Annotated in this window: 13 protein-coding genes and 3 pseudogenes; 12 read left to right on the top strand and 4 right to left on the bottom strand. The window is 61.4% G+C overall.

Features of this window, described 5'->3' with window-relative positions:
* Positions 1 to 163: 163 nt before the first annotated feature.
* Positions 164 to 865, bottom strand: a complete 702-nt coding sequence (locus tag ACFXS9_RS13555; protein ID WP_392689581.1) for a Crp/Fnr family transcriptional regulator — start codon at positions 863 to 865, stop codon at positions 164 to 166.
* A 372-nt stretch (positions 866 to 1,237) separates the two neighbouring features.
* Between ACFXS9_RS13555 and ACFXS9_RS13560 the strand changes: the two are divergent.
* The 7 genes and pseudogenes from ACFXS9_RS13560 to ccoG all read left to right on the top strand — a co-directional run.
* A pseudogene (locus tag ACFXS9_RS13560) lies at positions 1,238 to 1,306 on the top strand (pseudoazurin); the annotation flags it as partial.
* Between the two features lie 362 nt (positions 1,307 to 1,668).
* Entirely contained in the window at positions 1,669 to 1,866 is a 198-nt protein-coding gene (locus tag ACFXS9_RS13565) for a hypothetical protein (RefSeq protein ID WP_392689583.1), read from the top strand.
* A 147-nt stretch (positions 1,867 to 2,013) separates the two neighbouring features.
* Positions 2,014 to 3,192: an NnrS family protein gene (locus ACFXS9_RS13570; RefSeq protein WP_392689585.1), complete on the top strand. Its 1,179-nt coding sequence runs from the start codon at positions 2,014 to 2,016 to the stop codon at positions 3,190 to 3,192.
* 37 nt (positions 3,193 to 3,229) lie between these two features.
* Positions 3,230 to 4,537, top strand: coding sequence for a hypothetical protein (locus tag ACFXS9_RS13575; protein WP_392689587.1), 1,308 nt, complete (start codon positions 3,230 to 3,232; stop codon positions 4,535 to 4,537).
* 21 nt (positions 4,538 to 4,558) lie between these two features.
* Complete coding sequence (locus ACFXS9_RS13580; protein WP_392689589.1) at positions 4,559 to 5,062, top strand: DUF2249 domain-containing protein; 504 nt, start codon at positions 4,559 to 4,561, stop codon at positions 5,060 to 5,062.
* On the top strand, positions 5,059 to 5,367 hold the full coding sequence (locus ACFXS9_RS13585; RefSeq protein WP_392689591.1) for a metal-sulfur cluster assembly factor: 309 nt from the start codon (positions 5,059 to 5,061) through the stop codon (positions 5,365 to 5,367). Before ACFXS9_RS13580 ends, ACFXS9_RS13585 begins: the two co-directional genes overlap by 4 nt.
* Positions 5,368 to 5,392: 25 nt before the next feature.
* The gene (gene ccoG / locus ACFXS9_RS13590; protein WP_392689593.1) at positions 5,393 to 6,820 is read left to right on the top strand and encodes a cytochrome c oxidase accessory protein CcoG; all 1,428 of its coding nucleotides are present in this window, start codon (positions 5,393 to 5,395) and stop codon (positions 6,818 to 6,820) included.
* Between the two features lie 1,122 nt (positions 6,821 to 7,942).
* Here the strand turns inward: ccoG and ACFXS9_RS13595 are convergent.
* Together ACFXS9_RS13595 and ACFXS9_RS13600 are read right to left on the bottom strand one after the other, a co-directional pair.
* Positions 7,943 to 9,160: a transporter substrate-binding domain-containing protein gene (locus ACFXS9_RS13595; protein ID WP_392689595.1), complete on the bottom strand. Its 1,218-nt coding sequence runs from the start codon at positions 9,158 to 9,160 to the stop codon at positions 7,943 to 7,945.
* A 344-nt stretch (positions 9,161 to 9,504) separates the two neighbouring features.
* The gene (locus ACFXS9_RS13600; RefSeq protein WP_392689597.1) at positions 9,505 to 10,287 is read right to left on the bottom strand and encodes a DUF2189 domain-containing protein; all 783 of its coding nucleotides are present in this window, start codon (positions 10,285 to 10,287) and stop codon (positions 9,505 to 9,507) included.
* Between the two features lie 29 nt (positions 10,288 to 10,316).
* Between ACFXS9_RS13600 and ACFXS9_RS13605 the strand changes: the two genes are divergently transcribed.
* From ACFXS9_RS13605 to ACFXS9_RS13625, 5 genes and pseudogenes are all read left to right on the top strand, one after another.
* Positions 10,317 to 10,562: a hypothetical protein gene (locus ACFXS9_RS13605; protein ID WP_392689599.1), complete on the top strand. Its 246-nt coding sequence runs from the start codon at positions 10,317 to 10,319 to the stop codon at positions 10,560 to 10,562.
* A gap of 195 nt (positions 10,563 to 10,757) precedes the next feature.
* A pseudogene (locus tag ACFXS9_RS13610) lies at positions 10,758 to 11,340 on the top strand (adenylate kinase).
* Between the two features lie 34 nt (positions 11,341 to 11,374).
* Positions 11,375 to 11,638, top strand: coding sequence for a hypothetical protein (locus ACFXS9_RS13615; RefSeq protein WP_392689601.1), 264 nt, complete (start codon positions 11,375 to 11,377; stop codon positions 11,636 to 11,638).
* Positions 11,639 to 12,273: 635 nt separating this feature from the next.
* Positions 12,274 to 13,627: pseudogene (gene hemN, locus ACFXS9_RS13620) on the top strand (oxygen-independent coproporphyrinogen III oxidase).
* Positions 13,628 to 13,695: 68 nt separating this feature from the next.
* Entirely contained in the window at positions 13,696 to 14,412 is a 717-nt protein-coding gene (locus ACFXS9_RS13625) for a DUF6544 family protein (protein WP_392689603.1), read from the top strand.
* A gap of 70 nt (positions 14,413 to 14,482) precedes the next feature.
* Here the strand turns inward: ACFXS9_RS13625 and ACFXS9_RS13630 are convergent, their stop codons facing one another.
* Complete coding sequence (locus ACFXS9_RS13630) at positions 14,483 to 14,695, bottom strand: hypothetical protein (RefSeq protein ID WP_392689605.1); 213 nt, start codon at positions 14,693 to 14,695, stop codon at positions 14,483 to 14,485.
* Between the last annotated feature and the right edge of the window lie 143 nt (positions 14,696 to 14,838).

Raw genomic sequence — 14,838 nt, forward strand, 5'->3', positions numbered from 1 at the left:
GCCGTTGCTCGTCATCGACAACAAGCATTGGATGAGTTGCCGCAGACATCGCGGCACATATGAAAAAGCCGCGGCGGATTGGTATTTATCTCCGTCAATCTTCACGCATGGAATCCTGACTCGCGCACGCGGCCTGCGCATTCCTGGCAAGCGCCGCTCGCCACTATTCCTTGCCGTGCCCTTCGGCGATCCTGAACAGCTTATGCGGTTCGCGCAGCACGATGCGTTGTCGTCCACCTTCGACCAGGCCCTGCTGCTCCCATGCGCTGAGAATCCTGCTGACCGTATGCAACGTCGTTCCGATCATCTCAGCAACGTCCTGCCGGCTGATCGGAAAGTCGATCTCAACGCCGGTGTCGACCTTCCTTCCCGCCTGCTTGGCAAGGCGGAGCAGCGCATGCGCCACACGCTGCTCGACCTGCTCGCTCGACATCTCCATGACGCGGGCCTGCGTATCCTGCAGGCGACTGCCGACGGTCTGCAGCGCGCTCGCGGCGAGACTCGGAAATTTGACGGTCAGGCGATGCCAGGAAGACGATGGCCAGGCGAGCGCGATGCTGTCGACGGCAGCGACGGCGGTCGCCGGATAGTGCGTTAGGCTCATGGCCTGCGCCACGCCGAACAGCTCGCCGGCGGACACATATCGGACCACGGACTGCTGCCCCTGCGGCGTGGTCTTTTCGACGCGAAGATGCCCATGCAGCAGGAGGAAGAAGCGATCAGCTTGTGCGCCCTGGTCGAAGACCGCTGTCCCCTTCGGGTATCGGATCGAACGCGACTCGCGCAGCAGTTCGTCCTGCTCGCCGGGCGTAAGCCCAGCGAACATTGGCAGTTTCGCGACCAGCGACCGGTCGACTGCAGCCATCGATATCCTCGTTCCAATGCGCCGCGCACCGTATCCGCGGCCGAAGCAGGCCTCAACGGCTCGCTACGTTCTTAAGCCAGGATTCCGCGCGGAGATTGCGCTGGATCAATCTCCTTAGGTCGCGGCGGGATATCTGATGCAAGCGAAGCCCGGAAGACCCCTGGCTCAAGGTTCCAGGAGACGAAAAACATGGCAAAGACTGCGATGTTGTTTGCTGCCGCAGCGCTTTTGATCCCGACCGGGGACGCCCGGGCCGCGGAGGTCGAAGTCAAGCTCTTGAACGAGGGACCGACGGCGCCGCGATGGTCTTCGAGCCCGCTTTCGTGAAGATCGCGCCGGGTGATATCGTGAAGTTCGTGCCCACCGACAAGGATCACGCCCTTCGTCGGCAAGAACGGTGAGGACCTCGCCGTCAAGTTCGAGCAGGAGGGCGTCTACGGCGTGAAGTGCCTTCCTCACTACGGCATATGCATGGTCGTGATGGTCGGTGCCCCGGCCGACGTCAATCAGGCCAAGACGGTCCCGCATGTCGGCAAGATCGCGTCCAGGTGACGGGTTCCTGACGCCAGCTTCTCCAGTGAGTCGGATGAACGAGCACCCTTCGTTTGTCCGGACGTTTTATCCGATGCCGGACTTGCGCCGGCACGGGAATCGCAAGGCCTCGGTGCTGGCCACACGGACGCGGCCGAGTTCGAGATTGCAATCGTCCAGAGCAAGCGCGATCGAAGTCAGCCATCGCGCGGGACAGCACGGCACTTGATGTTCTGCTGCGAGGGACAGGACCGCATTGATTGGCGCGATTAATGGCGCGCCGGGTCTTCGGCCGAGCAGCAGGAGCAGCACGTCGATTTGCTCTCGGGCAAAACCGTGGTTTCGGTTCCATCCTCGATCCGGCGGAGAAGATCGCTGGTGATGGTTTCGAGAAGCTTCCGCTCAATGTTACTTTCGCCCTGGCCCCGTCCGCGCAGTCTCTCGAAAATCCGCATCGCATCCTCCGTTGATGACAGATTCGAGAATGCCGATCGAACACTGCGCGATCTTTGTCGAAGATCAAACGCCCAGGCAAACGATAGTGCAATTTGTGCCTCGACAAAGAGCCGCCAGTTGCGACCGCCTACGATCAGGGCCGCTGAAAGAGGAAGAGAGCCATGGCAACGATGCAGAAATTGAGGGCCTACCGGGGACCGGCGCTGTTCTCGCACGGCTTCCGGCCGTTCTTCCTCTTCGGTGCGATCTACGCCGGCGCGATGGTTCCGCTCTGGCTCGCGGTGTTCGCTGGCGACGTCCGGCTTCCGACCGCGTTTGCGCCGCGGGACTGGCATGTCCATGAAATGCTGTTCGGCTACGTGGGCGCCGTGATCGCAGGCTTTCTTCTGACGGCGGTTCCGAACTGGACAGGCCGTCTTCCCATCCAGGGCGCGCCGCTCGCGACCCTGTTCGCCACTTGGCTCGCAGGAAGATTAGCTGCGACGTTCTCCAGTTTCATCGGATGGCAAATCGCGCTTGCGATCGATGCCGCTTTTCTGCTGCTTCTCGCAGCCGCCGCCGCCCGCGAGATCGTCGCCGGACGCAAGTGGAACAATCTGAAGGTGGTGGGCATCATCTCGCTGCTCGCGGTCGCAAACATTGCATTTCATGTCGAGGCGCATCTCAAGGGCATCGCGGAGTATTCGTCCCGCGCCGGCGTCGCGCTGGTCGTCACGCTGGTCTGCGTCATCGGGGGACGGATCGTTCCGAGTTTCACGCGCAACTGGCTCGCGCGTCGTGGACCGGGTCGGCTGCCGGTTCCCTTCGACCGCTTCGATGCAACCGCAATGGTCGCCGGTGCCGGCGCCATGATCGCATGGACCTTGAACCCTTTGGGTCTTTTCGCTGCGGGCGCCCTCGGCATAGCCGGAGTTCTCCACCTCGTCCGCCTCGCTCGCTGGGCCGGGCATCGGACTGTGTCGGACCGTCTCGTCCTGATCCTCCATGTCGCCTACGCGTTCGTGCCGGTCGGCTTCTTTCTTGCGGCGCTCTCTTCGATTGATATCGTCGCTCCGAGCGCCGGAATCCACGCTTGGACCGGCGGCGCAATCGGTTCGATGACGATAGCGGTAATGACGCGCGCCTCGCTTGGCCATACGGGACAGGCGCTTTCGGCTTCCATCGCGACTCAAGTCGTCTATGCCTCGATCGTCGTCGCCGCGCTGGCGCGGGTATGCGCGGCTCTCGACCCTGTCTATTCGATCCCGCTGCTGATGATCGCAGGCATCGCGTGGGCCGGGGCATTTGTGGGCTTTGCGCTCGCCTATGCTCCGCTCCTGTGCAGCGCACGCAAGTTCTGAGGCCAGGATGATCGGCGCCAGCATATCAAGGTGGACGATGAGCTATTTCGCGACGGCGGTCGCTTGGCTGTTCGTTGCGCTGGTGCTCATGGTCGCTGGCGTCGGCTTTCCTGCGGCCGATCTTGCATCGCCCGACACGCTCGTCCTTGTGCACGTTGTCTGCATCGGCTGGCTGAGCGTGGCTATGTGCGGCGCGCTGCTGCAGTTCGTGCCCGTTCTCGTCGCAAAGCCGTTGTTTTCGGAGAAGTGGGCTTTGCCCGCACTGGCCCTTTTGGGAACCGGTCTCGCCTCGTTGCTTGCGGGTTTTCTTGGCTTGGGAGGCCGTTTGCCGGCTTGGCTCTGGCTTCTTCCAGTCGGGGCGGTTCTGCTGGTCGCGGGATTCGGCCTCATCGTGGTCGATCTCGGGTTGACGGCCTGGCATCGACCGGCGGGGCCCGCGCGCTTCGTCCTGGTCGGGTTGGCCTCGCTTTGTGCCACCGTCGCCTTCGGCGCGGCGTTCGCCTTCGCCCACGCGGGATGGGCAGGATCGGTCGGGGCATCGATGCTCGCTTCCGGTGTCCCGTTGCACGCGATCGCCGGCCTTGGTGGCTGGCTCACGTTGACGGCCATGGGCGTGAGCTACCGCTTGCTGTCCATGTTCATGCTCGCGCCTGATGTCGACGACCGGAAGAGCCGCATGACCTTGGCGGCCGGCTCGCTCGCGATCGCTCTTCCGGTGGTCGGCGGAATCCTTGCGATCGGGCTCTCTTCCGGATTGAACGTCGTGTTGTCGATCGCCGCCATTCTCGGTTTGGCGACCGCCGCTCTGTACGGGCGCGACGTGGTCGGGATATTCCGCGGCCGCAAGCGGCGGCAGCTTGAGCTCAATATGCGGATGGCGACGCTGTCGTTCGCGAGCCTGGCTGCGACGGGGCTCATGGGCACGGCGCTCGTCGCGACCGAGACGTTCACCGCGCATCTCGGCGCTTTCGTGTTCCTCGGCGTCTTCGGTTGGTTGTCGGGTCTGGTCCTCGCCAAGCTGTACAAGATCGTAGCGTTCCTGACCTGGCTCGAGACCTATGGTCCTGTGATGGGACGGACCGCCACTCCCCGCGTTCAGGATCTTGTCGCGGAGGGGCAGGCGTCGAAGTGGTTCTTCACCTACTACGCCGCCGTCTGGTTCGGAACGCTGATGCTGCTGGCCGGCAAATCTTCGGCGTTCCGGGCGGCCGCAGCGGTGATGACCATCGGAATTGTCGGCATCGTCCGGGAAGTGATCCGGACGCGGCGGCTTGCCTACGTCGCGAGCCCGCTGCGCCTCACGGGAGGCGCATGCGCGCCCCATCTGCTGTTCGCGAAAAGCTAACGAATCGAAGAAAGGAAAAACATGACCGAATACATCGATGTCGACGTCCGTCCGATCCTACGTGCAGGCGGGGAGCCGTTCTCGGTCATCATGTCCGCGCTCGAAAGCCTCAAGCCTGCGCAGGGGCTCCGCCTCTACGCCACCTTCAAGCCGATCCCGCTGTTCGCCGTCATGGCCGATAAAGGGTTCGTGCATTCCGAGCAGCCCCTCGATGCCGGCGAGTGGGAAGTTCTGTTTACGCCCGCGGCGACGAAGCAAGCGACGGTTTCTTCCGCCGCCGCCGCGGTCGATGATTGGCCCGAGCCTGCCGTCAAGCTCGACAATCGCGACCTCGATCCTCCCGAGCCGATGGTCCGGATCCTCGCTGCCGCCGAGAAGCTGGGGCCCGGCGAGACCCTTTCCGCACTGCTGCGCCGCGAGCCCGTCTTCCTGTTCCCGCAACTCGAGAAGCGCGGCTTCCGCTGGCTCGGTGGCTTCACGCCCGACGGTTCGACCTACGAATTGACCGTCCGGGCCCCGGCATGACGGACGAACTCGTCGACCTGATCCGGGACGCGCTCCGCGTGGTCATCGATCCGGAGCTCGGTCTCAACATCGTCGACCTCGGATTCGTGTACGGCGTATCGGTCGAGGATGGCGCGGTATGGATCGTCATGACGGCAACGACACCCGGCTGTCCGGCCGCCGGGTTTCTCAGGGAAGGCGTGTCCAACAGCGCCCTTCGGGTGCCGGGCGTGAAGTCGGTCGATGTCACGATGACGTTCGAGCCGCCATGGACGCCCGATCTGATGACGCCGGACGCGAGAGAGGAACTCGGCTTCCAGAATTGAAGCCTCTTACAAATCGGCAGGGAGAATGGCGCTAACCATCGAAATCGACCACGCAAAGTCACGGGCAAAGACGGGCGGCGGAAACCCGTCGCCCGTCGTACCGCAATCCGTCCGGGGACGGATCCGGCGCCTCAAGTGGGCAATTCTGATTTTGACGCTGGCCGTCTACTACGTCGTTCCATTTCTCCGATGGGACCGCGGGCCAAACGCTCCCAACCAAGCCGTCCTTCTGGATTTTGAAAATGGAAGGTTCTACGCCTTCTTCGTCGAGATCTGGCCGCAGGATCTGTATCTCGTCACTGGTCTCCTCGTTCTTGCCTCGGCCATCCTGATCCTGACGAACGCGATCGGTGGAAGACTTTGGTGCGGCTTCGCCTGTCCGCAGACGGTGTGGACAGACCTGTTCCTCCTCGTCGAGCGGCTTATCGAGGGTGATCGCCGCCAGCGCCTCAAGAATATCGGAGCGCGGCTGACGTTGCGGCGGGCGGCGCAGATTGGAGCGAAGCACGCCGCCTGGCTGTTCATCGCTTTCGCTACCGGCGGGACGCTCGTCTTCTACTTCACCGACGCCCCTGCCCTCGTTGACGCGCTCGCCCATGGTGAAGCGTCCGTGACGGCACTGAGCTGGATCGGAGTATTCGCAGGCACCACCTACGGACTGGCGGGCTTCGCGCGCGAGCAGGTCTGCACGTTCATGTGCCCGTGGCCGCGATTGCAGGGCGCGATCTGGGACCCCGAAGCCTTCACGGTCAATTACCGGGATTATCGCGGCGAGGAGCGGAGGTCGGCCAAGAAGGCGGCCGAGCTTCGCGCCAGGGGAGAGTCGTCGGGAGATTGCGTGGACTGCGGGCTCTGCGTATCCGTCTGTCCGATCGGGATTGATATTCGCGAGGGGCCGAACTTTGCCTGCATCAACTGCGGTCTGTGCGTCGACGCCTGCGACGGAGTCATGACGAAGCTGCAGCGGCCACGCGGACTGATCGACTATGAAAGCTGGAACAACATCGAGCGTGGCCGCCGTGGCGAGGCCCGCGTCTCCCGCATCGTGCGGCCGAAGACGATCGCGTTGACGGCGACCTGTCTAGCGCTGGCTGCCGCCCTCGTCGTATCGTTCGCGTTGAGAACCAGTGGTGCGATGTCCGTGCAGCACGACCGCGATCCGCTGTCCGTCCGACTTTCCGACGGTTCCGTCAGAAACGCCTATACCGTCAAGCTGCTGAACAAGTCGATGTCTCCGCAGCGCTATACGCTCGGCGTCGAGGGTCTCGATGCGACGATGACTATTGTCGGAAGCGAGCCCGGTGGGTCAATCACGGTCCCGGCGGACGGATCGGAGACGCTGCGCGTCACCCTGACGATGGTCGATCCCAGAGACACCGACGTCATCTTCGTGGCGAAGGAAGTCGCCGGCGGCGCCGCTCTTTCGGTTCGCGACCGATTCATCGATCGCTGAGAGGCGGTCTCCAAGGCGGTGGCCGCGATCAGCCACGGGTAGCGGAGTTCCAATCCGTAGATTCCCGGAATCCAATGCTCGCGCCAATTGTGCTTAAAAAGGGGCATTTCCGGGCAGGGCATTTCAGCAGCGATTGATATTTTTCAAGTTGGCCGCAGCGCTACGTTGGCTGCGGCCTTTTGATTCAAACGTTTCCGCGCGAGCGATTGGTCGTCACATGCGAGCCCACCAAAGTGAGCGTCTAATCCCGTCGCCAAACTGATGAATTCAGGCGCTGGAGAGTCGCGTTGAATTCCGCACAGGACTGACGACGGCTGCGGCCTGGCTAATCCCTTCAATTTGTTCCAAGACCAAGCCTGTTGTTAACAGAACGCACTTGCACCAACGTTCGTTCTCGGACCATTCGACCGGAACGATTCCGTGCGTTTTGCGTGATGTCTATGGGCTGAACAGATTGCGCGAGGAAGTGCCGTGCAGGTCAGATCCGTCAACTCACCATCCGACACCGTAATGGCCGACGTCTGTCTCGGCTTGACCGTGACCGGCTTGTACACCCTCGTTGGGATGGGATCGTTCTCGCTTTCATGTGAAGCGCCCAAGCGCCAGCCCCCGTGGCCAGTGAAGCGTTGCCGATTGATCACCGTTCCTTCGGAGGGAACGAATGCCGGCAAGCCGCGTAGAACTGCTGGCGACGTGTCGCCCTGAAGCGACCCCGGTTCCATTCATCAATCCGAACTTCTTGCCGGGGTCGCGCTCACCCCGACCTCTTGGTTGATCTCCGCGCGAAGCGCCTTACTTGCGGGCCCCAGTCCCCGCCGACTAGCCGCAACCATCCACGTTGGGGACCGCCTCATTCTTATGCATATGGAACAGAAACATTCGATCCGCCCAAGTGTTGGAAAATCAGGATCCTCAGCGGAATTAACGGATGCGGCCGTCCATCGACATCGACTACATGCATAGCCACGCGATCGTCCAAGAGATCGGTGAGCGACTCCGTTCGATCTTGATAGAGGAACAAGAATTGCCTACGGATATCCGCGCGCAGATTGACCGCCTCCGAACAGGAAGACGCCGCGAGTTAGAGCGCGGACTGCGCCAAAATTGGGTCGCAACGGTCACTTAGGGAGATCGTGCATTTCCGAGCGCTTGGAATAGCGTCTGTCGCCACCAATCGCTTTCGATCTGATCGAGCACGGCGAGATCGAGCATGGGCCGCAACGTGCTGCCTTTCGGCAGCACGATCGCATAACTCTCGCTGCTGAAGCTGGTGTCGATAATACGAACCGAGGCGGAGAAGTCTTTCCGAGCGACCCAGGTCAGGAGCGGCTTATCATGGACGAAGGCATCGATCGTGCCACGGCTCAATGCAGATAGGCCGCTTTGAAGGTCTGGAAACGCTCGAAAGGAAAGCTGCTGACGAGTGAGGTAGTCGGTCGTCGCAGAGTTAGCGACGGCGCCGACGCGCACGGATCGCAGGTCGTTGAAACCGTGAACGGCACCTTCGAGCCCTCGGCGCGTGAGCGTGGAGGTGATGCCTGCGGTGAACACGGCTATGGCGATAACGGAAGCGATCATCCACCCGGTTGCGACGATCCGCCCTGGAAGCGTTGCTGGCGCATTCTGGGCGGCGCCTGCCTGTGTCATGGCAATGGTCGACCACCAAAAGCTGGAGCCGAGCCCCTTGGCTCCCCCGCCGAAATGTTCCGTTTTCCGGCGTTCCAACAGCCAAATAAGGAAGCCGACCACCATCGCAAAACAAAGCAGTACCGTGACAGCCTGGAAAAAGCCGAAGGAAAGAAGCGCCCTTCCGATCGATCGCCAGGCGCTTTCGTTGATCGGCACCGCAATCCCGAGTCCGGTGTTGTAGAAGGGTTGGGTGAAATCGACGCTGCGTGCGCGGCCAGCGGTCACGGTTACCGCTGCGACACCGGCGTCGAGGCTGCCCTTCGCGACATCATCCAGCAGATCCTGCACGTTCTGGGTCTCGACCAGACGAAAGCGCAGCTGCGCTCCCGCAGCGATCTTTCTCCAGAGTTCGATGCTGATACCGCCCCAGCTCCCATCCGGCTGTTTCATCGCGAAGGGCGGGGCCTCCTTGGTCGCTACAACCAATTCTCTGTCAGGGATTGTGCCTTGCGCTTGAACCGCGCTGCAGCCGAATGCAAGCATCACCAGCGACAGAAGACATAGCAAGACCAGTGGACATGACGACATCGAGAGCTCGCCTTGTGAGGCCCGATCTCGCCGCTCCAAACGGCTAACGGATTCGTGGGCGAAATCCCGCCCGTGATATGCGCCGTGGTGCGGGACTGCCGGAGGTTGCCCGAACGAACTCATTGCTGACCTCAATTACGTATCGAGATCGGTCGACCGAAGCATTGCTATTTGGCAGCATTTCGTCTGCTTGGGGGACGTCGACCAGGTCAGCGCGATGCGGAACCGACGCGCCGGAACGAGGCCAAGCATTCGAGAAGCGGTGGCGCAGTGACGATCGGCTCCAACGTTCGCTCAACCCGCCCGCTCATGCAATAGCCGACCCGCGCAGCGGATGCTGGCGGCGCTGAAGCAGATGGGATCGGGTCGTATGGGTAAGCTCGTCATCCCGGGGGCGCGCGAACCCGGAATCTCTTCCCTACAATCTCGGGGGTCTGCGGGCTTCGCCCGGATCTCCGGAATGACGGCTAGGAAAGCGCGTCAGACGCGACGATGCGCCGATACAGGTGCCAGGTCGCGTGGCCGAGCACCGGCAGCGTCACCAGAAGTCCGAGGAAGTACGGCAGCGCGGAGACGATCAGCAAGACGGCAATGACGACGGCCCATCCGATCATCGGGATAGGACTGGTCACCACCGCGCGCACGCTGGTGACCATCGCGGTGACGAAATCGACGTCGCGGTCGAGCAGCAGCGGGAACGACACGACCGTTAGCGAAAACAGGATCAGCGACAGCGCCGCGCCGACGGCGTTGCCGATGGCAAGAAACAGCACGCCCTCGTTGGTCGTGAGCGCCATCGTAATAAATTCCCGGAGATTGGAAAATGAGGCCTTGAGCCCGATCAACAATGCTAACAGGAATCCCACCTGAGACATCCAGATCACGAAGAAAAACACAGTGACCAGGGCCATCCAGCCGATCTCGCCGCGTGACTTCACCGTGGACCAGATGCCGCGCATGGAAATTGGCTGCCCGGCCTCGCGCCGGCGGCTCACTTCGTAAAGGCCGATCGCGACAAACGGCCCGAGCAGCGCAAATCCAGCTGCGAGCGGATAGGCCAGATAGATCATGTCGAATGCTGTCAGGCTGAGCAGGATCACCATGCCGCCCCCGGCATAGAGCGCGCCGAAGGCCAGCCCATAAAGCGGCACGGCCTGAAAATCGCGCAAGCCCTGGCCCAGCGCCTCGGCAATGTCAGCGGATGTGATGCGGCGCACCACCGGATCGATCTTGCCAGACACGGACGTCATCGGCGCCCCCTCCCGATTTGCTTTCTTGAATGATGCAGGTCATCGATGACAGCGTATTGATCTGCGTCAATCTTTTTGGTGTCTCCACTCGCACGAGGTGTGCTCCCTCGCCCGCTCTTGCGATCGTCGATGCGGCCTGGGGCAAATTCGTTGGACGCACAGAAGAAACGATTGGTATCGCAATGCTCTCATTCGATCACTTCTTCGGGCCCGCACCGCGTCGTTCGTCAGGTCACGTCGACGACCTTTTTGATTTCGCTCAATGCGGCGTTTAGCGAGGGCCATAACATTACCAACATCAGAGAGTGCCGACCGCTCGACGGGGGCGGCTCAGGCGTTCGCAGGAGCCCCATCGAATTTCGTTCGGGGCTCCACTAAGCCGGACCAGTTCAGCGCCGGGCCATGATGGTCAATTCGACGGCCTTTTGAACCAAAGAAGGTCAGTAATCACGATCGAAGGAGACAGTACGATGAGGATCGTTCTATTGGGACCGCCTGGATCCGGGGAAAGGAACTCAGGCGATACGATTGGCTCAGCGGTTGGCCATTCCGCAGTTGTCCACCGGCGATATGCTGCGCGCCGCCGTATCGGCAGGAACTCCGATCGGGAAGAAAGCCAAGGCTGTGATGGAACGCGGCGAGCTCGTTCCAGACGAGCTTGTGATTGCCGTAGTCGCTGCGCGTATTTTTCGGCCTGATGCCAGGAAGGGATTCATACTCGACGGATTTCCCCGCACCATCGCCCAGGCCGTTGCGCTCGATGACATTCTGTTGACGAATGGGCTCAATCTCGACTGCGTGGTTGAGTTGAAGGTGGATGAAGAAGTCCTGTTGGGTCGCATTCTCAATCGAGCCAAAGAAGCCACGACTAACGGACTGACTGTAAGAGCGGACGACACGGAAGGCGCATTGAGAATCCGCCTGGATGAATACCACCGGCAGACTGCACCGCTCGCCGACTACTATCAAGCGAAGGGAATTCTCAAGAGCATTGACGGCCTACAACCAGTGAATAACGTGGCGACTTCGCTCTTCGAAGCTCTCGCCGCGTGAATGCGACAAATTCGCGTAGGAACGGGAGGCTCTGATGTCTGTAGACACCTGCGCCGACAATCTACAGTCGGCCGTGCGGCATGCGCTGTTGACGACGCGGGCCACGGCGGTTTGCCCTTTCCATCCGGAGGTGACTATCCGCATCGGTGACGACGCCGCCGAGACCCATGCCTTTTATCGTGCCAGAAACCTCGTCAAGAGCGACGGCACAGGGTGGGATCATACGGTCCTGATGGCAGAGATTGCGCGACAGCTTGCCGATGCCGCTGACCGCGTGTGCCCCCAATGTGTGAGCTAGTCCCATATCTGGGACGCGATTAACGGCGAGCAACCGTCCGCTCCTGAAGCGGCACCTCCGGGACTCTACGTAGGGAATTGCCCTTAAGGCATGGAGCGAAATTGCCGAGTTTGTTTGTTGTATTTACCGATGGGCCATCCACAGGAGATGGCTCACATGCATACCAAATCCTTACTGACGGTAGGTCGCCCGCTTCCCTCAGGCATGCGGTCCAGTAATCTCTGGAGTTTGATCATGGCAATTTGCGGCGACGCTAATGCCATTCCTCCCTGTCCTGCTCCCGGCCATGAATATAAGAAAGCTATGCCATGGCTTCACCGCGAAACCCAATTTGCCTGCGAGTGCTTAGGTGATCTCGTTACGCTCGAGAAGGCAAAGCTGCGGGACGATATTTGGAAGCCTCGATAGGCCTTGACCGCAGTGCTCGACGGCGCGCGATCTCGCGTGGCCTGTCGGTGCGTCGGAGGTGGCAGGAAACGACGGCTAGTCTCTGTTTTCTCGGTGCGGGTAATCGAACGAACTTCATCTCTCGCAGGGGTCGGCCATCCGTCATCGCTCTCGAGGTTGAGATGGCGCAAGGTTCTAACCGCCAGGCGTCGCTATCCTCGGTCCCGGTCCATGCAAAGGATGAGAATATGCGGGCGGAACTTGCGACGTGCTATGGTCAGGAACGCCTGCCGCGTTACACCAGCTATCCCACTGCCCCGCATTTCTCGCCGGCTGTCAACGACAATACATACCGCAACTGGCTTGAATCCCTCAGCCCGCGCCAGTCGGCGTCGCTCTATCTGCACGTCCCATTCTGTCGCTCCATGTGCTGGTACTGTGGCTGCCACACATCCGTCACCCGACGGAACGAGCCGATCGCGGCGTACGCGGCGGCGCTTCGCTGCGAAGCTCAATTGGTGGCAGACGCCGTTCGGCATCGCGCACGCGTGACGCATATTCACTTCGGCGGCGGAACTCCTACGATCATGTCGCCTGAACTTTTCCTGGATTTGATTGGTGCGCTGCGGCACTCCTACTTCGTCGTCCCGGAGGCCGAAATCGCTGTGGAGATTGACCCCCGTACCTTGAGCGAGCCGATGACGCAGGCGTTGGGCTATTGCGGTGTCACTCGGGCCAGTCTCGGCGTTCAGAGCTTCGATCCAAAGGTGCAGCGCGCGATCAATCGCGTTCAAAGCTTCGAACAGACGGCGACCGCTGCGTGCCGGCTCCGCCAGGTGGGCGTTCGCGGCCTCAATTTCGATCTGATCTACGGGCTTCCGCATCAGACGGTCGAGATCGTGTCTGTCGACCGTGGCCCGCTGCGTCGAGTTGCGCCCCGATCGTTTCTCCGTCTTCGGATATGCTCACGTCCCCTCGTTCAAGAAGCATCAGCGCAAAATCGATGAGGCCGTCCTTCCCGACAGCCTGGAGCGCCATTTGCAGTCCGAAGCTATCGCCAATGCGCTCGAATCCGCCGGCTATGTCCGCATCGGATTGGATCACTTCGCCTTGCCGAGTGACGGCATGGTGCTCGCGCAGCGCGAGGGACGGCTGAAAAGGAATTTTCAGGGCTACACCGACGATGGCAGCGACGTCCTCGTCGGCCTCGGCGCCAGCGCGATAGGAAGCCTGCCGCAAGGCTTCGTCCAGAACGCCGTCTCGACGCGCGACTATCTGCAACGCATGGCGGACGGCCGCTTGGCCACGATGAAGGGTTACTCATTCACCGAGGACGACAGGTTTCGCGCCGACATCATCGAGCGGATCATGTGCGATTTCGCCGTCGACCTTCGTCGCGTATCGCGCAGCCACGGCCGAAATCCTGAAGCTGCCGTGGTTGACCGGGATCGGTTCGGGCGACTGCTGGATGACGGTGTGGTCAGCATGGAGAGTGACGTTCTGAAGGTAAACCAGGAGACAAGGTTTCTGGTGCGCAGCGTGGCGTCGACCTTCGACGCACACCTGGCACGTACCCCTGGTGCGCACAGTCGAGCCGTTTGAGGCCCAAGCGTTTTTCACACAAGCCGTCCGCCAGGCGCCTTGACGCACCCGGTTCAGGGGAGCCGAGCGTGAAGACCATCCCTGGAGACGTCTGGGATATGAAGGTAACCATGTCGGATACGATTCTCCCGGCGGAGGTCGCCGCCCTTGCAAGTCGGCTCGGCGCTGACGGCAAGCCCGACAGGGTGCACCTCACCCAATACGGGACGATGACGGAAGGGCCGGGCAAGCCCTGGATGCGGTTCTCGGCCACCGATACAATCGAGCTTGCGACCACCGCGTTCGACTGGCGCGCACGGACGGGTCCACTGTCGTGTCTCACGATCGTCGACCAACTGTCCCAGCGCAGTGCCCGTTCCGAACTTCGGCTATTCGGAATATTTCCGCTGGCCCGGAGTCCGTTCGACGAAGCCGCCCTTCGGAAAGGCCAGGTGATACGGTACCTGGCGGAAATCCCTTGGGCGCCCGACGTGATCGTTCGCAACACGTCACTCCAGTGGACCGTTCGCACGCGTGGAGTCAGCGTGCACCAATCCTCACCGTTTGGCCGCTTCAACGTCGATCTCGACCTCGACGCCGAGGGTCGGATCGGCGGGGTGTCCGCCATGGATCGGCCCCGCCTGGAGGACGGTCGCTTCGTCGAGCGGGCATGGCGCGGCCGTTTTTCGGACTACCGGCTGCATTGCTCCCGATGGATCCCGTTCAAGGGTGAAGTCAGCTGGGCGATCGACGGAGGCTTCACGACGGTCTGGCGCGCCGACTTGGCCGCGTGGCAGCTCACTTGAGCACGGCCTGCGAGTACAAGTCGTGAAATGTTTCCGTCACACAATGACGGCTCAACCTTACCAGATGGGCTCAGTCCGCAGTCGGCAGGTGGCGCATCGTAAATTCGATCTGACCGTCGGGGAGTTGTCGCCAATTCTCGACGATGGATATGAATCCGCCCCGCGGAAGCTGATTGATGATCTCGCGCGCCTTGCTGCGTGCTGCGCTAGTCGGCAATCTGAATGTTTGTGGCAGGCGGATACCGGACATACGTTCAGCCAAGTCGCCAGGGCGTGGGAGCATTCACATCTACTTTGCGACAAACGTCAAATGCAGCGAGCATTGTGCGTGAGACATTCGGTTCGCGAGAGCTACCCGCAGGTGCTCGGCACCTTCTTCGAGGTCGTCTCGATTCTAGTGCATTTGCAACGACCCACATTGCGCGA

The organism is Bradyrhizobium sp. RDI18 (genome assembly GCF_043203335.1).
Taxonomy (GTDB): domain Bacteria; phylum Pseudomonadota; class Alphaproteobacteria; order Rhizobiales; family Xanthobacteraceae; genus Bradyrhizobium; species Bradyrhizobium retamae.

Coding starts and splice junctions, on each gene's coding strand:
- ACFXS9_RS13575 (WP_392689587.1), top strand. CDS start 3,230: ATGAGCTATTTCGCGACGGCGGTCGCTTGGCTGTTCGTTGCGCTGGTG.
- ACFXS9_RS13630 (WP_392689605.1), bottom strand. CDS start 14,695: ATGCTCCCACGCCCTGGCGACTTGGCTGAACGTATGTCCGGTATCCGC.
- ACFXS9_RS13600 (WP_392689597.1), bottom strand. CDS start 10,287: ATGACGTCCGTGTCTGGCAAGATCGATCCGGTGGTGCGCCGCATCACA.
- ACFXS9_RS13555 (WP_392689581.1), bottom strand. CDS start 865: ATGGCTGCAGTCGACCGGTCGCTGGTCGCGAAACTGCCAATGTTCGCT.
- ACFXS9_RS13585 (WP_392689591.1), top strand. CDS start 5,059: ATGACGGACGAACTCGTCGACCTGATCCGGGACGCGCTCCGCGTGGTC.
- ACFXS9_RS13615 (WP_392689601.1), top strand. CDS start 11,375: ATGTCTGTAGACACCTGCGCCGACAATCTACAGTCGGCCGTGCGGCAT.
- ACFXS9_RS13570 (WP_392689585.1), top strand. CDS start 2,014: ATGGCAACGATGCAGAAATTGAGGGCCTACCGGGGACCGGCGCTGTTC.
- ACFXS9_RS13580 (WP_392689589.1), top strand. CDS start 4,559: ATGACCGAATACATCGATGTCGACGTCCGTCCGATCCTACGTGCAGGC.
- ACFXS9_RS13605 (WP_392689599.1), top strand. CDS start 10,317: ATGATGCAGGTCATCGATGACAGCGTATTGATCTGCGTCAATCTTTTT.
- ACFXS9_RS13595 (WP_392689595.1), bottom strand. CDS start 9,160: ATGAGTTCGTTCGGGCAACCTCCGGCAGTCCCGCACCACGGCGCATAT.
- ccoG (WP_392689593.1), top strand. CDS start 5,393: ATGGCGCTAACCATCGAAATCGACCACGCAAAGTCACGGGCAAAGACG.
- ACFXS9_RS13565 (WP_392689583.1), top strand. CDS start 1,669: ATGGCGCGCCGGGTCTTCGGCCGAGCAGCAGGAGCAGCACGTCGATTT.